Genomic DNA, 18,335 nt, shown 5'->3' with positions numbered 1-18,335 from the left:
ATTAATTTTCGATAACTTCAATTTCTACTCGGCGATTGGCCAATTCTTCTTGGTAACTTTTTTCTGGAATTTTGTAAATTGGGTTAGCGCTTCCGTAACCTTTGTAACCTAATCTTGCAGTTGAAATTCCATTTTTTATTAAATAATCGAATACAAATTTAGCTCTTCTGTAGGACAATTTTACATCATTTGTGTTACGATTGCAACAAATATTTCCGTGAATATCGATTTTTAGTTTCGGATTGTTTTTTAAATATTCTAAAAGATCTAATACAACTTGCTCTGAACCATCGGCTAATTTTTCGGAATTAATTTGAAATAAAATATTATTAATGATAATAACATCGCCTTTTTTAGCGTTTTTAAACTTTTCGAAAATTGATTTTTCGGAATCTAAAAACTGATTTAATATTTCTTGATTTTCTGGCGAATCGAAACTTCCGTTTTCTGAATTATTAGGATTTGGTTTTTGAACTAAAACAGGTTTAAAAAAAATGATTGCTTTTCTATTCTTGTCTAAATTTTTAGATTGACTGTAATTTTCGCCAAAACCTTTTACTTCTATTTGATTGTCAATTGCAATATTTTTTACTTTAAAATAATTGAAGATATTTTTTGCTCGTTTCGACGAAAGTGAATCGTTGTATTTATTAGTATCAACCGAATCAGCATAACCGTGAATTTTTAAAATTTCGATTTTATTTTTTGAAGTAATTAAAGAATCTAGTTTGATTTTTGCTTTGGTATTTATTTCTGATTTATTAAAATCGAAATAAACTTCTAACTTTTCTTGCGCAGAAACACTTTTTACAAATAATAAAAGAAGTAGAAAAATGTTTTTCATACTTTAATTTTCGATAACTTCAACTTCAACTCGGCGATTGGCTGCGCGTTCTTCTTCGGTATTTTCTGGCAAAGGAAACAACGGAATCGAGCTTCCAAAACCTTTGAAACTCATTCTGGTTTTTTCTATTCCGTTAAGTTCTAAAAATTGTTTAACGGCTTTGGCTCTTTGGGTTGACAAGTCTTTCCTATCGACAGAAACGCAACACAAATGTCCTTGAATACTAATTTTCATTTCTAGTCGTTCTTGCATAACGAGCAACAATTCGTATAGTTTTCCTCGAGAATCGTTAGTTATTGCAAAAGTATTCAGAACAAAATTAAGGTTGTTTAATTTTAATTTTGTTCCCGGTTCAGCATAACAAAGCTCGTTCATAAACTTGACGTCCAGTTTGTATTCGGTTTTTGTGCCATTAATATTATTTATCACAACCTTGTCAGGAAAAACAATTGGTTTCTTGGTTTTGGTGATTTTTTTAGATTTTAAACCTAAAATTTCATCTTCATGAATAATATCTTTTTGCAATAAATAGTAAATCGTAACTTTTCTATTTTCCTTCTTGTTTTTTGATTGTTGGAAGTTTTCACCAAAGCTTCGGGTTTTGAAATCTTCTCGAATTTTTACTTTATCTTTTATGTTTTGATATACTTTTTCGACTCTTTTTAATGCTAATGAATCGTTGTATTGGTTGGTTCCATCTTCGTCAGTATAACCATTTATAGCTAGGATTTTACTTGTTGGGTTTTGACTTATCCAAGTTTGAAGTTCTTTATTTTCAGGTGCTGACAATTCGTATTTATTACTATCAAAATACACAGAGAATTGCTCTTGCGCATTTGCTAGATAAATATTTGTCAAAAATACTATGTAGATAAAAAGTTTCTTCATTTATAATAATAAACCGAATTTACTGGAAAATATTGTTTGATTAATCAAAAACAATACCAATAAAAAAGCCATTTGATTTCTCAAACGGCTTCAAATATAAAGTATTTTAAATTTATTTCGTAAACAACAACTCTCTATATTTAGTTAATGTCCAACTTTCGTTATCTACCAACAATTCTAGTTTGTCGCAGTGTTCGCGAATGTCATCAAAATATGGTTTTACAGCATCACAATATGATTCAGCCATTTTCTGAGCATCGGTAATAACATTTGCTTTTTTACGAGCTTCTGTCATTGCTTCTACTTTAGTATTAATTCCTTCAATATGCTCGGAAATTTCTTTGATTAAAACGATTTGCTCTTTACCAATTTTTTTGAATTCCTCTCCAAAAATATCTTTCAATCCTTTTACATTTTCTATTAATGTGTTTTGGTATTTAATCGCTGTTGGAATCACGTGATTACGAGCAATATCACCTAAAACGCGGCCTTCAATTTGGATTTTCTTAGTATATTCTTCCAATTCGATTTCGTAACGCGCTTCAACCTCAACATGGTTCATGACATTCATTTCTGAAAATAAATCTAAGGCTTGTTTCGAAACTTTAGCTTTCAATGCTAATGGTGTGGTTTTGAAATTACTCAATCCACGTTTTTTAGCTTCTATTTCCCAAGCATCGCTATAACCATCGCCTTCGAAAAGAATTTTCTTAGATTTTTTGATATACTCTCTCAAAACATTGAAAATAGCATCGTCTTTTTTCATGTCTTTACTTTCTATTAAAGCATCGACTTCTTTTTTAAAATCTTTCAATTGTTTGGCAACAATCGTATTTAATGTAGTCATCGCATTGGCACAATTCGCAGAAGAACCAACGGCTCTAAACTCAAATTTATTTCCTGTAAATGCAAATGGCGACGTTCTGTTTCTGTCGGTATTATCTAAAAGTACGTCTGGAATTTTCCCTACTACGTTTAGTTTTAAATCTGTTTTTTCTTCTGGAGATAATTTACCAGTTGTTACACCTTCTAATTCCGCCAAAACTTTTGTTAGTTGTTCTCCAATAAATACCGAAATAATTGCTGGTGGCGCTTCATTTGCCCCTAATCTGTGGTCGTTAGTTGCCGTTGCAATTGCAGCACGAAGTAATTCTTCATAATCATTTACCGCTTTTATAGTATTGATAAAAAATGATAAGAATTGCAAATTACTCATTGGCGTTTTGCTCGGACTTAATAAATTAATTCCAGTATCGGTCGCTAATGACCAGTTGTTATGTTTTCCAGAACCATTTACTCCTTTGAAAGGTTTTTCGTGAAACAACACTTTAAAATCATGACGCTCTCCTACTTTTTGCATCACATCCATTAATAATGAATTATGATCTACTGCTAAATTTGTTTCTTCAAAAATAGGCGCTAACTCAAACTGATTTGGCGCCACTTCGTTATGACGTGTTTTTACTGGAATTCCAAGATACATACATTCTTGTTCCAACTCACGCATATAATTTAACGCTCTTGTAGGAATTGAACCAAAATAATGGTCGTCTAATTGTTGTCCTTTTGCAGATGTATGTCCTAGCAAAGTTCTTCCTGTCATTAAAATATCAGGACGAGAATTTGCTAAAGCAGTATCTATCAAAAAGTATTCTTGTTCCCAACCTAAAGTGGCGGTTACTTTTTTTACATTTTTATCAAAATATTTACAAACATCAGTCGCTGCTTGATCTATCGAATGCAAAGCACGTAATAATGGTGTTTTATAATCTAAAGCTTCTCCTGTGTAGGATATAAAAACTGTTGGAATACATAATGTTGTACCAAAAATAAATGCTGGAGATGTTGGATCCCAAGCCGTATAACCACGAGCTTCAAATGTATTTCTAATTCCCCCGTTCGGGAAACTTGAAGCATCTGGTTCTTGTTGAACAAGTTGTGCACCACCAAATTTTTCGACTGCATCGCTTCCATCATAAGAAGTTTCAAAAAACGCATCGTGTTTTTCGGCAGTGGTTCCTGTAAGTGGTTGAAACCAGTGTGTATAATGGGTTACACCTTTAGATAGCGCCCATTCTTTCATTCCCATCGCAATATAATCGGCTAACTTTCTGTCAATTTTTGTTCCGTGCTGTACGGCATCTTTCACTCCTTTATGTGCATCTGAAGTAAGAAATTGCTTCATTGCTTTGTCATTAAACACATTTGCACCGAAAATATTAGACTTTCTGTCGGCTTCTTCAAATTTTACAGGTTTTCTACCTGATGCTTCTTTTAATGCTTGAAAACGAATTGTTGACATAAAAATTGATTTTTAAAAGTTATACCCCATTAATTTTGATGCAAATATATGAATTTTTATTAAAATAAAATTTTAACCCCTATTTTTTTAGGGTAAAATTTTAAAATTACGAATTACGAATTATAAATTACGAATTCTTATATTTGTAAAAAAGATTGCGGTATGATAGTTTGGATTTTGTTTTTCACAATGGTTTTGGTGATTTTGGCACTCGATTTGGGAGTTTTCAATAAAACACCACATATAATAAGTACTAAGGAAGCTAGTAAATGGACTGCCATTTGGGTTTCATTATCTTTTGCCTTTTCGGGAGTTATATATTGGTTATACGGAACTGATTTTGTTAATAATCCGAATAATCTCACTCAAACTGGTGCTGCGCTGAAATTTATTACTGGATATTTAATCGAATTATCATTAAGTGTCGATAATATATTTGTAATCGCTATTATTTTCGCTTCTTTTAAAATTCCACAGAAATACCAACATCGAGTTTTATTTTGGGGAATTCTTGGTGCTATATTTTTTAGAGGCTTGATGATTTCTTTTGGTGTTATTTTAATTAATAAATTTAGTTGGACGACTTATCTTTTTGGTGCATTTTTATTATTTACAGCTCTAAAAATGCTATTTAGTAAAGACGAGGAAGATTTCGAACCAAAAGATTCTTTTATATATAAAACTTTAGGCAAAATCATGCCTATTACTTCTGAAACCGATAAAGAGAAATTTTTTATTCCTACCAATAAGGGAAAAGCGGCAACACCTCTTTTTGTAGCTTTAATAGTAATTGAAGTGATGGATGTTTTATTCGCTGTAGATAGCGTTCCTGCAATTTTAGCAATAACATCGGATCCTTTTTTAGTTTTTAGCTCTAATATTTTTGCTATTCTTGGTTTGCGTTCTATGTATTTCTTCTTGGCTAATATGCTAGAAAAATTCAGTTATTTAGAATACAGTTTGATTGCTATTTTGAGTTTTGTAGGTCTAAAAATGTTATTGCATGATTATATTGAAATTCCGGAATGGGCATCGCTAGGATTTATAGCAGTTTCGTTATTGGTTGGGATTTTAGTTTCTTTGAAAATTGGTAGTGAAACTGATTTAGAAGAATAAAAAAACTCTATAAATTATAGAGTTTTTAACCTTTTGGTTTTCTTGTTTTCTATATAACTCTTTTTAATTCAATCGACAAATCGTTAGACTCACTATAAACCTTACCACTTATTAAATCCGAATTTAAAGTTCCGTTTTGATTATTATCATTGTCAATAAGGTTATTTCCTATAATTTTTCCGCTATTTTTAGACAATGCATTTATTGTTTCCTGAAATCCAACATAAGAATAACTTCTCATTTCTGACCAATAAGCTTTAGATCGAGATATAACAATCAATTCATCGGCTAGTTTTTCATTTAACTGTGTAGCATGACTTACTCCTATTAAATATCCTTCAAAAACTTCTATCATTTCATTAGATCTTTCTTTATAAATAGTATTTACATCATTTGCTGTTTTGAAAACAAGATCATTTCTCAAAGTTATTTGAGGATCATTTCCATTCAGCATCACATCAAATGCTAATGAAATTGGCGTACCATTATTATCGGCAAAAATTGCATAATATCTTTCGGAATCTGAATAACTTTCTAAAAATGTCAATGTTCTAGTTATATTATTTTTCAGTAAGGAAGCTTTCATTTCCCCAATATTTTTATTATCAATATCTATCGATAAAATTCCACTTTCTGTAAAGCCAATATAAATCCCTTTGCTTGAGTTATCGTTTACAGCTAAAGCTTCGGAACTGGTTTTGCAAGTAGTGCATTTGTATACGTTTGTCGGAGCAATTACTTCCGAAGCAGTATCGTTATCGGAACAAGAACTAACCAAGAAGAAAAAACTACCAATTAATAGTAACATTAAGAAATTTCTTAAATCTATAGGCAAAACATTTTTTTTCATAACACTTTTTTTTTGATTAATGAAAATCAATTGTTGGGTTAAAAGTATTTTTGAAAAAATCTTAAACATAAATTTACTATGAATTTTGACAAAGTGCTGTTAAATTAATTATAAATAATCTTCAACATATTCATAATTAACATATTATATTAAACATTATTTAATCGTATTTGAATCAATAAATGGGTTTAGATATTTACTAAAATCGAAAACATGCATTTCTTGCGGATTATTAGCCAACACAAACTTTAAATGTTCGTTTGTTATATAATAATGTAATCCATCATTTGTAGAGATTCCTTCTATTTGCAAAAAACGAGTTTTTAGTTTTATTTTTCTTTTATTGCCTGCAAAAAAATTATTTTCTTTAAAATCATAAAACAAATTGACAAACGGCTTTCCGTTTCTAGTATATCCGCAAAGAGCTAAAATATTTTTTGCTTTTAAATAAGTTGCGCCTGTTATCAAACCTTTAATATTATAAACTTCTTTTTGCTTCGCAATATACTTTCCTGGCGTTTTTGGCAATGAATAAATTGTTGTTTGCTTGGTTTTCCATTCTTTGGTAAAAAGATAAATACTATCCTTTGTAACTACGAAAGCTTCACAGTCGAAATTAGTTTTGTTAGCAAATTGTTTGGTAAAATTAGTTTGATTTGAATATTTAAATTCAATTTTATCTATTATTGGATTTCTGGCTAATAACGAACTTTTTTCGATTCGTAAAATATGTAAATCCGTTCGATTACCCGAAGCATTATTTCCGAAATCGCCTATGTATAAATAATTTTCATCCTGTGATATTTCTTCCCAATCGGTGTTTGTAACATTTGGCAAATTATAAGTTTCTAGAATTTTTCCATCTATAGTATCTAACGCATACAAATTTGTATCCGTATCATCATTGTGCGTCCAAAGTCTATTATTCCAATGTATAAGTCCCGAAGTTTCTTTTAATTTTTCATTTAATACAAAAAAACGAGTAAGGTTAATTGTCTCTTTTTTATAAACACAATTTCCATCATTAATAGTAGCCTTAGAATTATAATTTTTCGCCAAAACATCAGTACAACCTAAAGTTTGAGATATTCCTTCGATAGAAATTAGAATACAAAACAATAGAAATCGAAAATTCATAAATTCTTTTTTACAAATGTACAATTTCATGAAATAGATGCCATAAAAAAAGAGATTGCATTACACAATCTCTTCTTCACCTAACTTTAACTAAACTAATTTCTATTTTTTATTATTTTCGAATCATCAAGATTGTATGCTTTTACAACTGCATCATAATTTGAATAATCGATTGCCATTTTATTACCAAAATAAGCTGGTACAATTACGATTCTAAAGGTTTGATTTTGTGTCCAATCTGATGACAATGTATTCAAATCGAAGTTGGCACCAAGAAAAATATTAACATCGTAATTTGTAAAATCGAAGTTATAATCTAACTCGCCCGTTGTTCCTAAATAATAAGTTTGTGGCATTTGTCTCCAAACATCAGTACCGTTGTTTACGAGATTATTATCCAAACGATATACTAAAACCATATCCGATGTATAAATAGGTCGATTGAAAGTGATTAATCTTTTGTAATTATTTCCTGAATTGAAAGAAACTGTATATTCAAGAACTTCACTAATCGTATCGTTATCTGTTGTTTGTACTGGAGTTACCACTTCTTCGTGAACCGTACAACTTTGTAGCGTTATCATACTGATAAAAGCTAGTAATAATATAATTTTCTTCATAATTTTCTGGTTTAATGATTAATGTTATTAAAGGCTATTCATTAACTGTGCCAAAGTTTCTTTTTTCTATCAAAAAAAGAAAAAACCTTTCAAAATGAAAGGTTTTAAATATAAATTTCTTCATTTCTTATAATAGAAACGTTACATATTCCTTCTATATTGCCCACCAACTTCAAACAAGGCGCTAGTAATTTGTCCTAACGAACAAACTTTTGTGGCTTCCATTAAATGTGCGAAAAGGTTTTCGTTTTTGATGGCTGCCTCTTGCAATGTATTTAAGTGCTCTTCCACTTTATCAGCACTTCCTTTATGCAAATTAGTCAACATATCTATTTGATATTGTTTTTCTTCTTCGGTGGCACGAATTACTTCGGCAGGAATTACAGTTGGAGAGCCTTTAGAACTCAAAAAAGTATTTACACCAATAATTGGGAATTCACCAGTGTGTTTCAAGGTTTCGTAATACAAACTTTCTTCTTGAATTTTACTACGTTGGTACATAGTTTCCATGGCACCAAGAACGCCACCACGTTCCGTAATTCTATCAAATTCAGCTAAAACTGCGTCTTCTACTAAATCGGTCAATTCTTCGATGATAAACGAACCTTGAATTGGGTTTTCATTTTTCGCCAATCCTAATTCTTTATTAATAATCAACTGAATTGCCATCGCACGACGCACAGATTCTTCCGTTGGAGTTGTAATCGCTTCATCATAAGCATTGGTATGCAACGAATTACAGTTGTCATAAATTGCATATAAAGCTTGTAAAGTCGTACGAATATCGTTGAAATCTATTTCTTGTGCGTGTAACGAGCGTCCAGATGTTTGAATATGATATTTCAACATTTGGGCTCTTTCATTAGCTCCATATTTGTTTTTCATGGCTTTCGCCCAAATTTTACGAGCTACACGACCAATTACTGCATATTCTGGATCGATTCCGTTTGAGAAAAAGAACGAAAGATTTGGTCCAAAATCATTAATATTCATTCCACGACTCAAATAATATTCCACGTAAGTGAAACCATTAGAAAGCGTGAATGCCAATTGCGTGATTGGATTAGAACCTGCTTCGGCAATATGATAACCCGAAATAGAAACCGAATAAAAGTTTCTTACATTTTCTTTGATGAAATATTCTTGCACGTCACCCATTAAACGCAAAGCAAATTCGGTCGAGAAAATACAGGTATTTTGTGCTTGATCTTCTTTAAGAATATCGGCTTGAACGGTTCCACGAACTTGAGATAATGTTCTTATTTTGATATCATTATAAACGTCTGAAGGCAAAACTTGATCTCCAGTAACACCCAAAAGCATTAATCCCAAACCATTATTTCCAGCAGGAATTTCTCCTTGGTAACTTGGTCTCGTAATTCCTTTTTTCTTGTAGATTTCGTTTATTTTTTCTTGAACTTCAACTTCAAGATTATTTTCTTTGATGTAAAATTCGCATTGTTGGTCGATAGCAGCATTCATAAAGAAACCAAGCAACATTGGTGCTGGCCCATTGATAGTCATAGAAACTGATGTCATAGCATGAACCAAATCGAAACCTGAATACAGCTTTTTAGCATCATCTAAACAACAAATAGAAACTCCTGCGTTTCCGATTTTTCCGTAAATATCTGGACGAACATGTGGATCGTTTCCGTATAAAGTTACACTATCAAAAGCGGTAGAAAGTCTTTTTGCTGGCAATCCTGCAGAAACATAATGAAAACGTTTGTTGGTTCTTTCTGGTCCACCTTCACCGGCAAACATTCGACTTGGATCTTCTCCTTCACGTTTGAAAGGATACAATCCAGATGCAAAAGGAAATTCTCCTGGTACATTTTCTTGCAAGTTCCATTTCAAGATATCTCCCCAAGCTTGATACTTTGGTAATGATATTTTTGGAATTTGAGAATGTGATAAACTTTCGGTATGTGTCGCAATTTTTATTTCCTTATCACGAACTTTGAACGTATAAAAAGGATTTTTGTATTTATTTACTTTCTCTTCCCAAGTGAGAATTACTTCCCAGTTGTAAGCATCTAAGTCCATTTTTACTTTATCAAATTGATTGAGAAGTAAATTAAGGAATATTCTGTTTTCAGCATTCTTTTCACTTTCGATTGCAGAAGGCAAAACTGAACTATCGTCGATACCAGATTTTGCAATAATTGGTGTTTTTCCAGAAACAGATTCGATAGTTTTATAAATTCCGTATAGTTTTTGAGCTACTTCTTGTTGTGTTTTTGCAGTTACATCGTATTTGCGATTATTCTCTGCAATTTCAGACAAATAACGTGTTCTGTGTGGTGGAATTACAAAAATTTTCTCGCTCATTTCACGAGTTATTTTGAAAGTCGATTTTAAATCTGAATCTGTTTTTTCGACAATTTTATCCATTATCGATTTATACAACGTATTCATTCCTGGATCGTTAAACTGCGAAGCTATCGTCCCGAAAACTGGCATATCATCTGGACTTGCATCCCACAAATTATGATTGCGTTGGTATTGTTTTTTTACATCACGAATAGCATCGAGTGCGCCACGTTTGTCGAATTTATTTAAAGCTACCAAATCGGCAAAATCTAACATATCAATTTTTTCCAACTGAGTTGCAGCTCCAAATTCTGGTGTCATTACATAAAGAGAAACATCAGAATGGTCCATGATTTCGGTATCAGATTGTCCAATTCCCGAAGTCTCTAAGATTATAATATCATATTTTGCTGCTTTTAATACTTGAATGGCTTCGGCAACATATTTAGACAACGCTAAGTTTGATTGACGTGTTGCCAACGAACGCATATAAACTCTAGGATTATTAATGGCGTTCATACGAATTCTATCTCCTAACAAAGCTCCTCCTGTTTTCCTTTTTGATGGATCGACGGAAATTAATCCAATAGTTTTTTCTGGAAAATCGATTAAGAAACGACGAACTAATTCATCTACTAACGATGATTTTCCTGAACCTCCAGTTCCTGTAATTCCTAAAACTGGAATTTTTGAGGTTTCGTTTTGCTTGTGAATTTTATCAAAATAAGGTTTTGCTATTTCTGGGAAATTTTCGGCAGCAGAGATTAAACGGGCAATTGCCGTTGGATTTTTCTCTTCAATGTGAGATAATTCTCCGTTTAGTTTGTCTCCAACAGGAAAATCTGAACGTTGCACTAAATCGTTTATCATGCCTTGCAATCCCATGGCGCGACCATCATCTGGCGCATAAATACGAGTGATTCCGTAGTCTTGTAAATCGGCAATTTCGCTTGGCAAAATTACACCACCACCACCACCAAATATTTTGATATGCCCTGCTCCTTTTTCTTTAAGCAAATCGTACATAAACTTAAAATACTCATTATGACCACCTTGATATGAGGTAATAGCAATTGCATTTGCATCTTCTTGAATGGCTGTATTTACTACTTCTTCAACGCTACGGTCATGGCCAAGATGAATTACTTCTACTCCTGTAGCTTGAATTATTCTTCGCATGATATTTATCGCTGCATCGTGACCGTCGAAAAGTGCTGCTGCAGTTACTATTCGTACTTTATTTATTGGGATATAAGGTATTTGTGGTTCCATTTTGAGGATTTGATATTTTTGAGTAGCAAATTTACAATTTTTTTGTTCGAAATGATACAAAGCCAAAAAGTTTTGAAGGATAAAATAAAGTTACTATTTAGCCCTGATTACTTCACTATACTTTTATTTTCATCGAAGTTCAGTGAACTGCGTTTGCAGTGGAAATCCTTTTGCTTTTTTCTTTAGAAAGCAAAAGATTGAAACGTATAGCAGGATATGTGTTGAAAGAAATCGTAAAGTTTGTGCTTCTAAATAAAATATTGGCTCTATTTTTGTTTGTAAATTTGGTAAACACATTTACTTATGAAAAAAATATTTTTACTAGCTGTTTTCATTCCAATGATTGGTAATGCGCAACTGAAAGATCTTTTAAAAAAAGGACAAGACAAATTATCTAGTATTACTAAAACCAATTCTGGGATAGATATTGCTGCCGGTTTGAAGGAAGCTCTGAATAAAGGAGTTACGGATCAAGTCTCTAAATTAACCGCTCTAGATGGTTTTTATAAAAATGAAGCGGTAAAAATAATTATGCCCGCTGAATTGCAAAAAGTAGATAAAACTTTAAGAAAATTAGGCATGAGTAAACTGGCTGATGATGGAATTAAAGCTTTGAATCGCGCCGCCGAAGATGCTGTGAAAGAATCTACTCCTATTTTTGTTTCGGCAGTAAAAAATATAAATTTTAGTGATGCTAAAAACATCTTAATGGGCAAAGAAAATGCCGCTACTGCTTACCTGCAAAACGCTACTACCAAAGATTTGTATACAAAGTTTAGTCCTGTTGTAAAGCAATCTATTGGGAAAGTAGGAGCTGATGTGATTTGGTCGAATATCATTACAAAATACAATGCCATCCCTTTAGTTAAAAAAGTAAATCCGGACATTACTGATTATGTAACAAACAAAGCTTTAGACGGTGTTTTTAAGATGATTACAGTAGAAGAAAAAAACATAAGAACCAATTTAGGCTCAAGAACTTCTAATTTACTACAACAAGTTTTTGCCATGCAAGACAAAAAATAATATATTCTAATTATGAAAAAATCGATATTATTATTGGCCATTCTTCCATTTTTTGGTTGTGCCGAATTACAACAAGTAGCTAATCAATTACCTGGAATTTTAGAACAAGGAAATGTAGACATTGCTGGTGGTTTGAAAGAAGCACTAAACAACGGAATCTCAAAACAAGTAACAAAACTGACTACTACCGATGGTTTTTTTAAGAATGAAGCGGTAAAAATCTTATTGCCTGAGGAATTGAAAAAAGTAGATGCTGGTTTGAGAAAAATTGGTATGAGCAAACTGGCTGATGATGGTTTGAGAGCAATAAATCGTACAGCCGAAGATGCTGTAAAAGAAGCGACTCCAATTTTTGTCGATGCAGTAATTGGAATGAGTTTTACTGATGCAAAAAATATTTTGATGGGTAACGAGACTGCTGCTACAACTTATTTGCAAGGCTCTACATCGACTGCTTTGTATGGAAAATTTAATCCTGTGATTAAGAATTCGTTTGCAAAAGTTGGCGCTGATAAAATATGGACACAAATTATCACAAAATACAATAGCATTCCGTTGGTTAAAAAAGTAAATCCCGACTTGACCGATTATGTTACAAACCAAGCCATGAATGGGGTTTTTAAAATGATTGCTGTCGAAGAAAAAGAAATTAGAACCAATATAAATGCTAGAACTTCTAATTTATTGAAGAATGTTTTTGCAATGCAAGATAAGAAATAATTTTATTAAATAAAATCCTATTTTTTAACATTTAATGATAAAATAACATAGTTTTAACGTTAAATTATAAAAAGAATTCCGTTCTTTGTATAAGAATTCATAGAATTTTGTTTGGTTTGGTTAGTTTATAAGAAAGTCAGCATTTAGGTGCTGACTTTTTTGTTTTAAATAGTTATATCGTCGGCTTTGCTAAGTATTTTTTTTATTATTATTTCACAGAGATACGCAAAGAAAACACAGAGACACACTAAGTTTTTTAAATTTTTCTTGGAGAATCTCCGTGTTTTCTTTGCGTATCTCTGTGAAAAGTTTTTCTTTAAATATCCTTAATAAAATCTTCATATTCGAGAAAAAAACGTTCTAACTTGTCCATTTTTTCGTTAAAAAAATCGAAAATTTCGTCCCAATATTGTCTATTACTTACGCTAACTTCGAGCTTTTCAACCCAAATACGGCTGATGGTTTTTTCGCTTTCGAGTGTGTATTTGTTTTCAAAAACTAAATCTTTGATGTATTCTTCTTCAAGAATATTTTTTAGAGATTCTAATTTTTCAAAATAAGATTTTCTTTTCTCGGCATCACGCATTTCTATATCAATAAGAACTTGCGCTTTTTTATTATCGACAAAAAACTTAAAAGAAAAATCTTTAATTTTTGTGTCGTACAAAATCCATTTTCTTGGGTATTTCTCGGCAAATGAAATCCAGAATTCTCGTTTCAATCTTTGGCTTTCTTCTTTGGTGTACATGATTTATTATAATATAAGAATTTGGAACTTGAAATATTTAAGCTATCTTTATGTTTGTGTTTTTTTCTAAACTAGTAAATTAATTTCTTTTTAAAAATTGCGAAATGGATTTTTCAGATTTTTTAAAATATGTGCCAAAAATAGCAAAAGAATCGCTACCAGCGACTATTGCGCATGCAAAAATGATTCCGCCAGAAAGAATCGAGTTATTAAATAACCAAGATTTTTCGCAGATAATTCCCAAGAAAGCAGCAGTTTTGATGCTTTTGTATCCAAAAAACAACATCACCCATTTGGCATTAATAGTTAGAAATTCTTATCCCGGAATTCATGCCTCGCAAATTGCATTTCCTGGAGGAAAAGTTGAAGATTTTGATTTATCACTTTCCGAAACTGCTTTACGAGAAACACATGAAGAAATTGGTGTTGCTGCAAAAAAAGTGACTCTTATTAGAGCATTTACCGAAGTTTATATTCCGCCGAGTAATTTTCTTGTTTCTCCATTTTTAGGTTTTGCTGAAGAAGAACTTTCGTTTACCTTAAGCCCTGATGAAGTTGATGAAGTTATCGAATTACCACTATATCAATTCCTTGATGAAAAGATAGTTATTACTGTAAACATGTCGACTTCCTACGCCTCAAACATACAAGTTCCTGCTTTTCAGATAAATGAACATTTGGTTTGGGGAGCTACTGCCATGATGATGAGCGAGTTGAAAGAAATTCTAAAAAAAGTCTTATAACTTAATAGTTTTCGTAAATTTGTAGTTCACTTTTTTTATAAAATTATGGGATTATTTAAGAGAAATCCTTTTGGACATATACTTTTTCTGAAAAAATGGTTAATCCGAATTTTTGCAGCCATTACTCACAGACGTTACAGAGGTTTTAACGAATTGCAAATAGATGGTTCGGAAATCATTAAAGCTTTACCAGATACAAATGTTTTGTTTATATCGAACCATCAGACGTATTTTGCCGACGTTGTGGCTATGTTTCATGTTTTTAACGCTAGTTTAAGCGGTCGTCAGGATAATATCAAAAACCTTGGTTATATCTGGCAACCCAAATTAAACATTTATTATGTCGCGGCAAAAGAAACCATGCAATCGGGTTTATTACCTAGAATTTTATCTTACGCAGGAGCAATTTCTGTAGAAAGAACTTGGCGCGCAGGCGGTAAAGATGTAAATGAAAAAGAAAAAAAAGATGTAAATCCTAATGATACCGAAAATATAAAAATCGCTTTGGCCGATGGTTGGGTGATTACTTTTCCGCAAGGAACCACAAAATCGTTTAAACCTGTTCGTAAAGGAACAGCTCATATTATAAAACAACACAGACCAATTGTTGTGCCCATTGTTATTGACGGTTTTCGTCGTTCGTTTGACAAAAAAGGACTCCGAATGAAAAAGAAAGGAATCCTACAAACGTTTACCATTAAAGAACCTTTAGCTATTGATTATGATAATGATACGATTGAAGAAATTGTCGAAAAAGTAGAATATGCTATCGAGCAACATGCTTCTTTTCTAAAAGTAATTCCTGTCGAAGAAATCGAAGAACAAAAAGAATTAGACAGATTGCGCCAGTGGCAGTATTAAAGCTTTAAGCAATAGCCCAAAAACTTAAAGATCTATTTTCTTTAATTCTTCAAAATTTCTTTTTAGTTTTTTTAATAAAAATCCGTACAAGAGTTTATAAACAAACCAAATTATTGCTGTAAAAATTCCTGTAATTACAAGGATTAGTAAAAAAGTTAGAATATAACCTTTTGTAGAAATTTCAACTAATTTTCCTGTGGTTTCTAATGATGCTTTATCTGCACTAATTTTCAAAACGTAAGAGAAAAACGGCACAAACCCAACAGCAAAAGCAATCAAATTAAATAATATATAATTCTGAACTGTTTTTCGTGCTTTCAAAATATTTGTCATCAATTGTTTTGTGTTATCAGTAGTCGAAACTTTTTTGTACATCAAATAAAATCTGATAATAAAATAAACAACAACAACATATAACACACCTACAAAAGCTTCGTAATAATTATAAACACCTATAGTTTTTAAGAATTCCGTGTTTTCGATATCAAATTTTGTAAATGACAAAATAATTCCTAAAACCAACCCAAAACTGAGTTCTAAAATGCTAATTATAAAAATCCATTTTACAGTCGAAGAAGAATTTTTATGCAACATCGCATAAATTTCCTGCTCCGAAAACTTCGGATAATTATCGTTTTTATTCCAATCTTTTTTTAATAAATCCAACTCTTTCATATATTCCTTTACCTTACGGATTAATAATTTTCTTCAATTTGCTCTTAATTCGGTTCATTTTTACCCTAGCATTCACTTCGCTAATTCCTAATGTTTCCGATATTTCGGTATAATCCTTATCTTCAAGATACATAAAAACCAAAGCTTTCTCGATATCATTCAATTGTTGAACCGCTTTATACAACAGTTTCAAATGTTCTTCTTCCTCATAATTATACTCCTCTTGAAGTACAAAATGCTTGCCAGTTTCAAATTCGATAGTATTTACTGTTTTGGTACTTTTTCTGTATAAAGTAATAGCAGTATTTAGCGCCACACGATAAGCCCAAGTAGAAAATTTAGAATCGCCACGAAACTTAGGAAAAGCTTTCCATAACTGAATCGTGATTTCCTGAAACAAATCATTATGCGCATCGTCATCTTGAGTATATAACCGACAAATTTTGTGAATTATATTCTGATTTTCCTTTAGTTGTCCAACAAACGACTGCTCTAATGCATTACTCATATTAGGTTAGTAGTATTAATAGTAAGTTTGTTACAAAGTAAACTAAAAAAATGTCATCCTGAGCGTAGTCGAAGGAGGAGCAAAACATTCCAATTCTTTTCAACTATTATCCCGCTTTCCGCAGTATCTTTTGGCTCAAAAAAACGAGCCAAAAGGATACAAGCTTCAATCGGGGCTAAAAATTAGCATCCAAATTCTAAAAAACCTTTGTATCTTAGCATCTCAGAATCTTAGCGCCTCAAAAAATAATGAATATTCCACAATCAAACTTACCTCGCATAGTCATTATAGGTGGCGGTTTTGCAGGTATTGCCATCGCAAAAAAACTAAGAAACAAAAACGTACAAGTAGTCTTATTAGACAAACACAATTACCATACTTTTCAGCCCTTATTATACCAAGTTGCCACTGGCGGACTCGAAGCAGGCTCTATCGCCTATCCTATTCGCAAAGTCATTCAGGAGTATAAGGATTTTTATTTCCGATTAACTTCTGTCAAAGAAATTGACACCAAAAACCAAAAAATAATTTCCGAAATAGGCGATTTACATTACGATTATCTCGTGATTGCTACAGGAAGTAAAACCAATTATTTTGGCAACAAGGAAATCGAACGCAATTCGATGGCGATGAAAACCATTCCGCAATCGCTCAATATTCGAAGTTTAATTCTCGAAAATTTCGAACAAGCCGTTCTCACCAAAGATGTGGCCGATAAAAATAGCTTAATCAATTTTGTATTGGTTGGAGCAGGACCAACAGGAGTGGAACTTGCAGGCGCATTGGCAGAAATGAAAAAAGCCATTCTTCAAAAAGATTATCCAGATTTAGATGTTTCTAAAATGGAAATAAATCTCGTACAAAGTGGCGACAGAATCCTAAACACGATGAGCGAAAAATCATCAAAAGCTGCAGAAGAATTTCTATTAAGTTTGGGTGTTAAAATCTGGAAAAATGTTCGAGTAACTAATTATGACGGACGAACGATTTCGACCAATTCTACTCTTACTTTCGAAACTGCTACAGTAATTTGGACAGCTGGCGTGCAAGGTGCAGCAATTGCTGGTCTTGATGCTAAATCATTAATAGAAAAAGTAGAACGCATACGTGTTAACCAATACAATCAGGTTGCTGGTTACGACAATATATTTGCCATTGGCGATATTGCTTCTATGGAAACCGATAAATATCCGCAAGGTCACCCCATGATGGCACAGCCAGCCTTACAACAAGGTGATTTATTGGGTGAAAATTTAATAAAACTCATTCAAAACCAACCTTTAAAACCTTTCGAATATAACGACAAAGGCAGCATGGCAACCATTGGACGTAATAAAGCGGTGGTCGATTTGCCTAAATACCATTTTAATGGTGTTTTTGCTTGGTTCGTTTGGATGTTTGTACATTTATTTTCTCTAATAGGTTTCAAAAACAGAGCCGTTGTCTTCCTAAATTGGGTTTACAATTACATACGTTTTGATCGTGAAGGAAGATTGATTATTCGTCCGTATAAAAAGAAAAGTTTTACGACTTTTACAAGTGACGAAATTTAGTTACTTTTCTGATTATCAATATTTTAATTCATAAAATAATTAACTTGTTTAATTTTTTTAGTACCTTTAAGGTTGCTTAATAAATACATATTTAAATAATATTTCCTTTAACTTTTCCAAAGAAACTGTACGCAGAGTGTTATATAATTTGGCGAC

At 32.1% G+C, this 18,335-nt stretch carries 16 protein-coding genes; 6 read left to right on the top strand and 10 right to left on the bottom strand.

What is annotated here, in order from left to right:
- Position 1: 1 nt before the first annotated feature.
- The 3 genes from BM053_RS02905 to BM053_RS02895 form a co-directional block, all read right to left on the bottom strand.
- A complete protein-coding gene (locus BM053_RS02905; protein ID WP_091473847.1) occupies positions 2–844 on the bottom strand; it encodes an OmpA family protein in 843 nt (280 codons plus the stop codon).
- Positions 845–847: 3 nt separating this feature from the next.
- The gene (locus BM053_RS02900; protein WP_091474721.1) at positions 848–1,702 is read right to left on the bottom strand and encodes an OmpA family protein; all 855 of its coding nucleotides are present in this window, start codon (positions 1,700–1,702) and stop codon (positions 848–850) included.
- A gap of 142 nt (positions 1,703–1,844) precedes the next feature.
- Positions 1,845–4,034 carry a glutamine synthetase III family protein gene (locus BM053_RS02895; protein ID WP_091473845.1) on the bottom strand — a complete coding sequence of 730 codons (2,190 nt, stop codon included), beginning with the start codon at positions 4,032–4,034 and terminating at the stop codon, positions 1,845–1,847.
- A gap of 162 nt (positions 4,035–4,196) precedes the next feature.
- Here BM053_RS02895 and BM053_RS02890 point away from each other — a divergent pair, with 162 nt between their 5' ends.
- Positions 4,197–5,150, top strand: a complete 954-nt coding sequence (locus BM053_RS02890; RefSeq protein WP_091473843.1) for a TerC family protein — start codon at positions 4,197–4,199, stop codon at positions 5,148–5,150.
- 49 nt (positions 5,151–5,199) lie between these two features.
- Here the strand turns inward: BM053_RS02890 and BM053_RS02885 are convergent, their stop codons facing one another.
- From BM053_RS02885 to BM053_RS02870, 4 genes are all read right to left on the bottom strand, one after another.
- A complete protein-coding gene (locus BM053_RS02885; protein WP_143076457.1) occupies positions 5,200–6,000 on the bottom strand; it encodes a hypothetical protein in 801 nt (266 codons plus the stop codon).
- A gap of 156 nt (positions 6,001–6,156) precedes the next feature.
- Complete coding sequence (locus BM053_RS02880) at positions 6,157–7,137, bottom strand: hypothetical protein (protein WP_091474719.1); 981 nt, start codon at positions 7,135–7,137, stop codon at positions 6,157–6,159.
- 95 nt (positions 7,138–7,232) lie between these two features.
- Positions 7,233–7,757, bottom strand: coding sequence for a hypothetical protein (locus tag BM053_RS02875; protein WP_091473838.1), 525 nt, complete (start codon positions 7,755–7,757; stop codon positions 7,233–7,235).
- Between the two features lie 141 nt (positions 7,758–7,898).
- On the bottom strand, positions 7,899–11,345 hold the full coding sequence (locus BM053_RS02870) for a methylmalonyl-CoA mutase family protein (protein WP_091473835.1): 3,447 nt from the start codon (positions 11,343–11,345) through the stop codon (positions 7,899–7,901).
- A gap of 303 nt (positions 11,346–11,648) precedes the next feature.
- On the opposite strand from BM053_RS02870, the gene BM053_RS02865 reads away from it, so the two are divergent.
- The gene (locus tag BM053_RS02865; protein ID WP_091473833.1) at positions 11,649–12,371 is read left to right on the top strand and encodes a DUF4197 domain-containing protein; all 723 of its coding nucleotides are present in this window, start codon (positions 11,649–11,651) and stop codon (positions 12,369–12,371) included.
- A gap of 12 nt (positions 12,372–12,383) precedes the next feature.
- Complete coding sequence (locus tag BM053_RS02860; RefSeq protein WP_091473830.1) at positions 12,384–13,091, top strand: DUF4197 domain-containing protein; 708 nt, start codon at positions 12,384–12,386, stop codon at positions 13,089–13,091.
- Between the two features lie 316 nt (positions 13,092–13,407).
- Here the strand turns inward: BM053_RS02860 and BM053_RS02855 are convergent, their stop codons facing one another.
- Entirely contained in the window at positions 13,408–13,839 is a 432-nt protein-coding gene (locus tag BM053_RS02855; RefSeq protein ID WP_091473828.1) for a DUF4268 domain-containing protein, read from the bottom strand.
- Between the two features lie 104 nt (positions 13,840–13,943).
- Between BM053_RS02855 and BM053_RS02850 the strand changes: the two genes are divergently transcribed.
- Positions 13,944–14,582, top strand: coding sequence for an NUDIX hydrolase (locus BM053_RS02850; protein WP_091473826.1), 639 nt, complete (start codon positions 13,944–13,946; stop codon positions 14,580–14,582).
- 45 nt (positions 14,583–14,627) lie between these two features.
- Positions 14,628–15,443, top strand: coding sequence for a lysophospholipid acyltransferase family protein (locus BM053_RS02845; RefSeq protein ID WP_091473823.1), 816 nt, complete (start codon positions 14,628–14,630; stop codon positions 15,441–15,443).
- Positions 15,444–15,467: 24 nt separating this feature from the next.
- Here the strand turns inward: BM053_RS02845 and BM053_RS02840 are convergent, their stop codons facing one another.
- Both BM053_RS02840 and BM053_RS02835 read right to left on the bottom strand, forming a co-directional pair.
- The gene (locus BM053_RS02840) at positions 15,468–16,118 is read right to left on the bottom strand and encodes a hypothetical protein (protein ID WP_091473821.1); all 651 of its coding nucleotides are present in this window, start codon (positions 16,116–16,118) and stop codon (positions 15,468–15,470) included.
- 13 nt (positions 16,119–16,131) lie between these two features.
- On the bottom strand, positions 16,132–16,626 hold the full coding sequence (locus BM053_RS02835) for an RNA polymerase sigma factor (protein WP_091473819.1): 495 nt from the start codon (positions 16,624–16,626) through the stop codon (positions 16,132–16,134).
- Positions 16,627–16,874: 248 nt separating this feature from the next.
- On the opposite strand from BM053_RS02835, the gene BM053_RS02830 reads away from it, so the two are divergent.
- Positions 16,875–18,179: an NAD(P)/FAD-dependent oxidoreductase gene (locus BM053_RS02830; RefSeq protein ID WP_091473817.1), complete on the top strand. Its 1,305-nt coding sequence runs from the start codon at positions 16,875–16,877 to the stop codon at positions 18,177–18,179.
- Positions 18,180–18,335 lie beyond the last annotated feature (156 nt).

The sequence above is a fragment of the Flavobacterium swingsii genome (assembly GCF_900111965.1).
GTDB classification, from domain to species: Bacteria; Bacteroidota; Bacteroidia; order Flavobacteriales; family Flavobacteriaceae; genus Flavobacterium; species Flavobacterium swingsii.
This window is presented reverse-complemented; position numbering and strand designations above follow the sequence as displayed.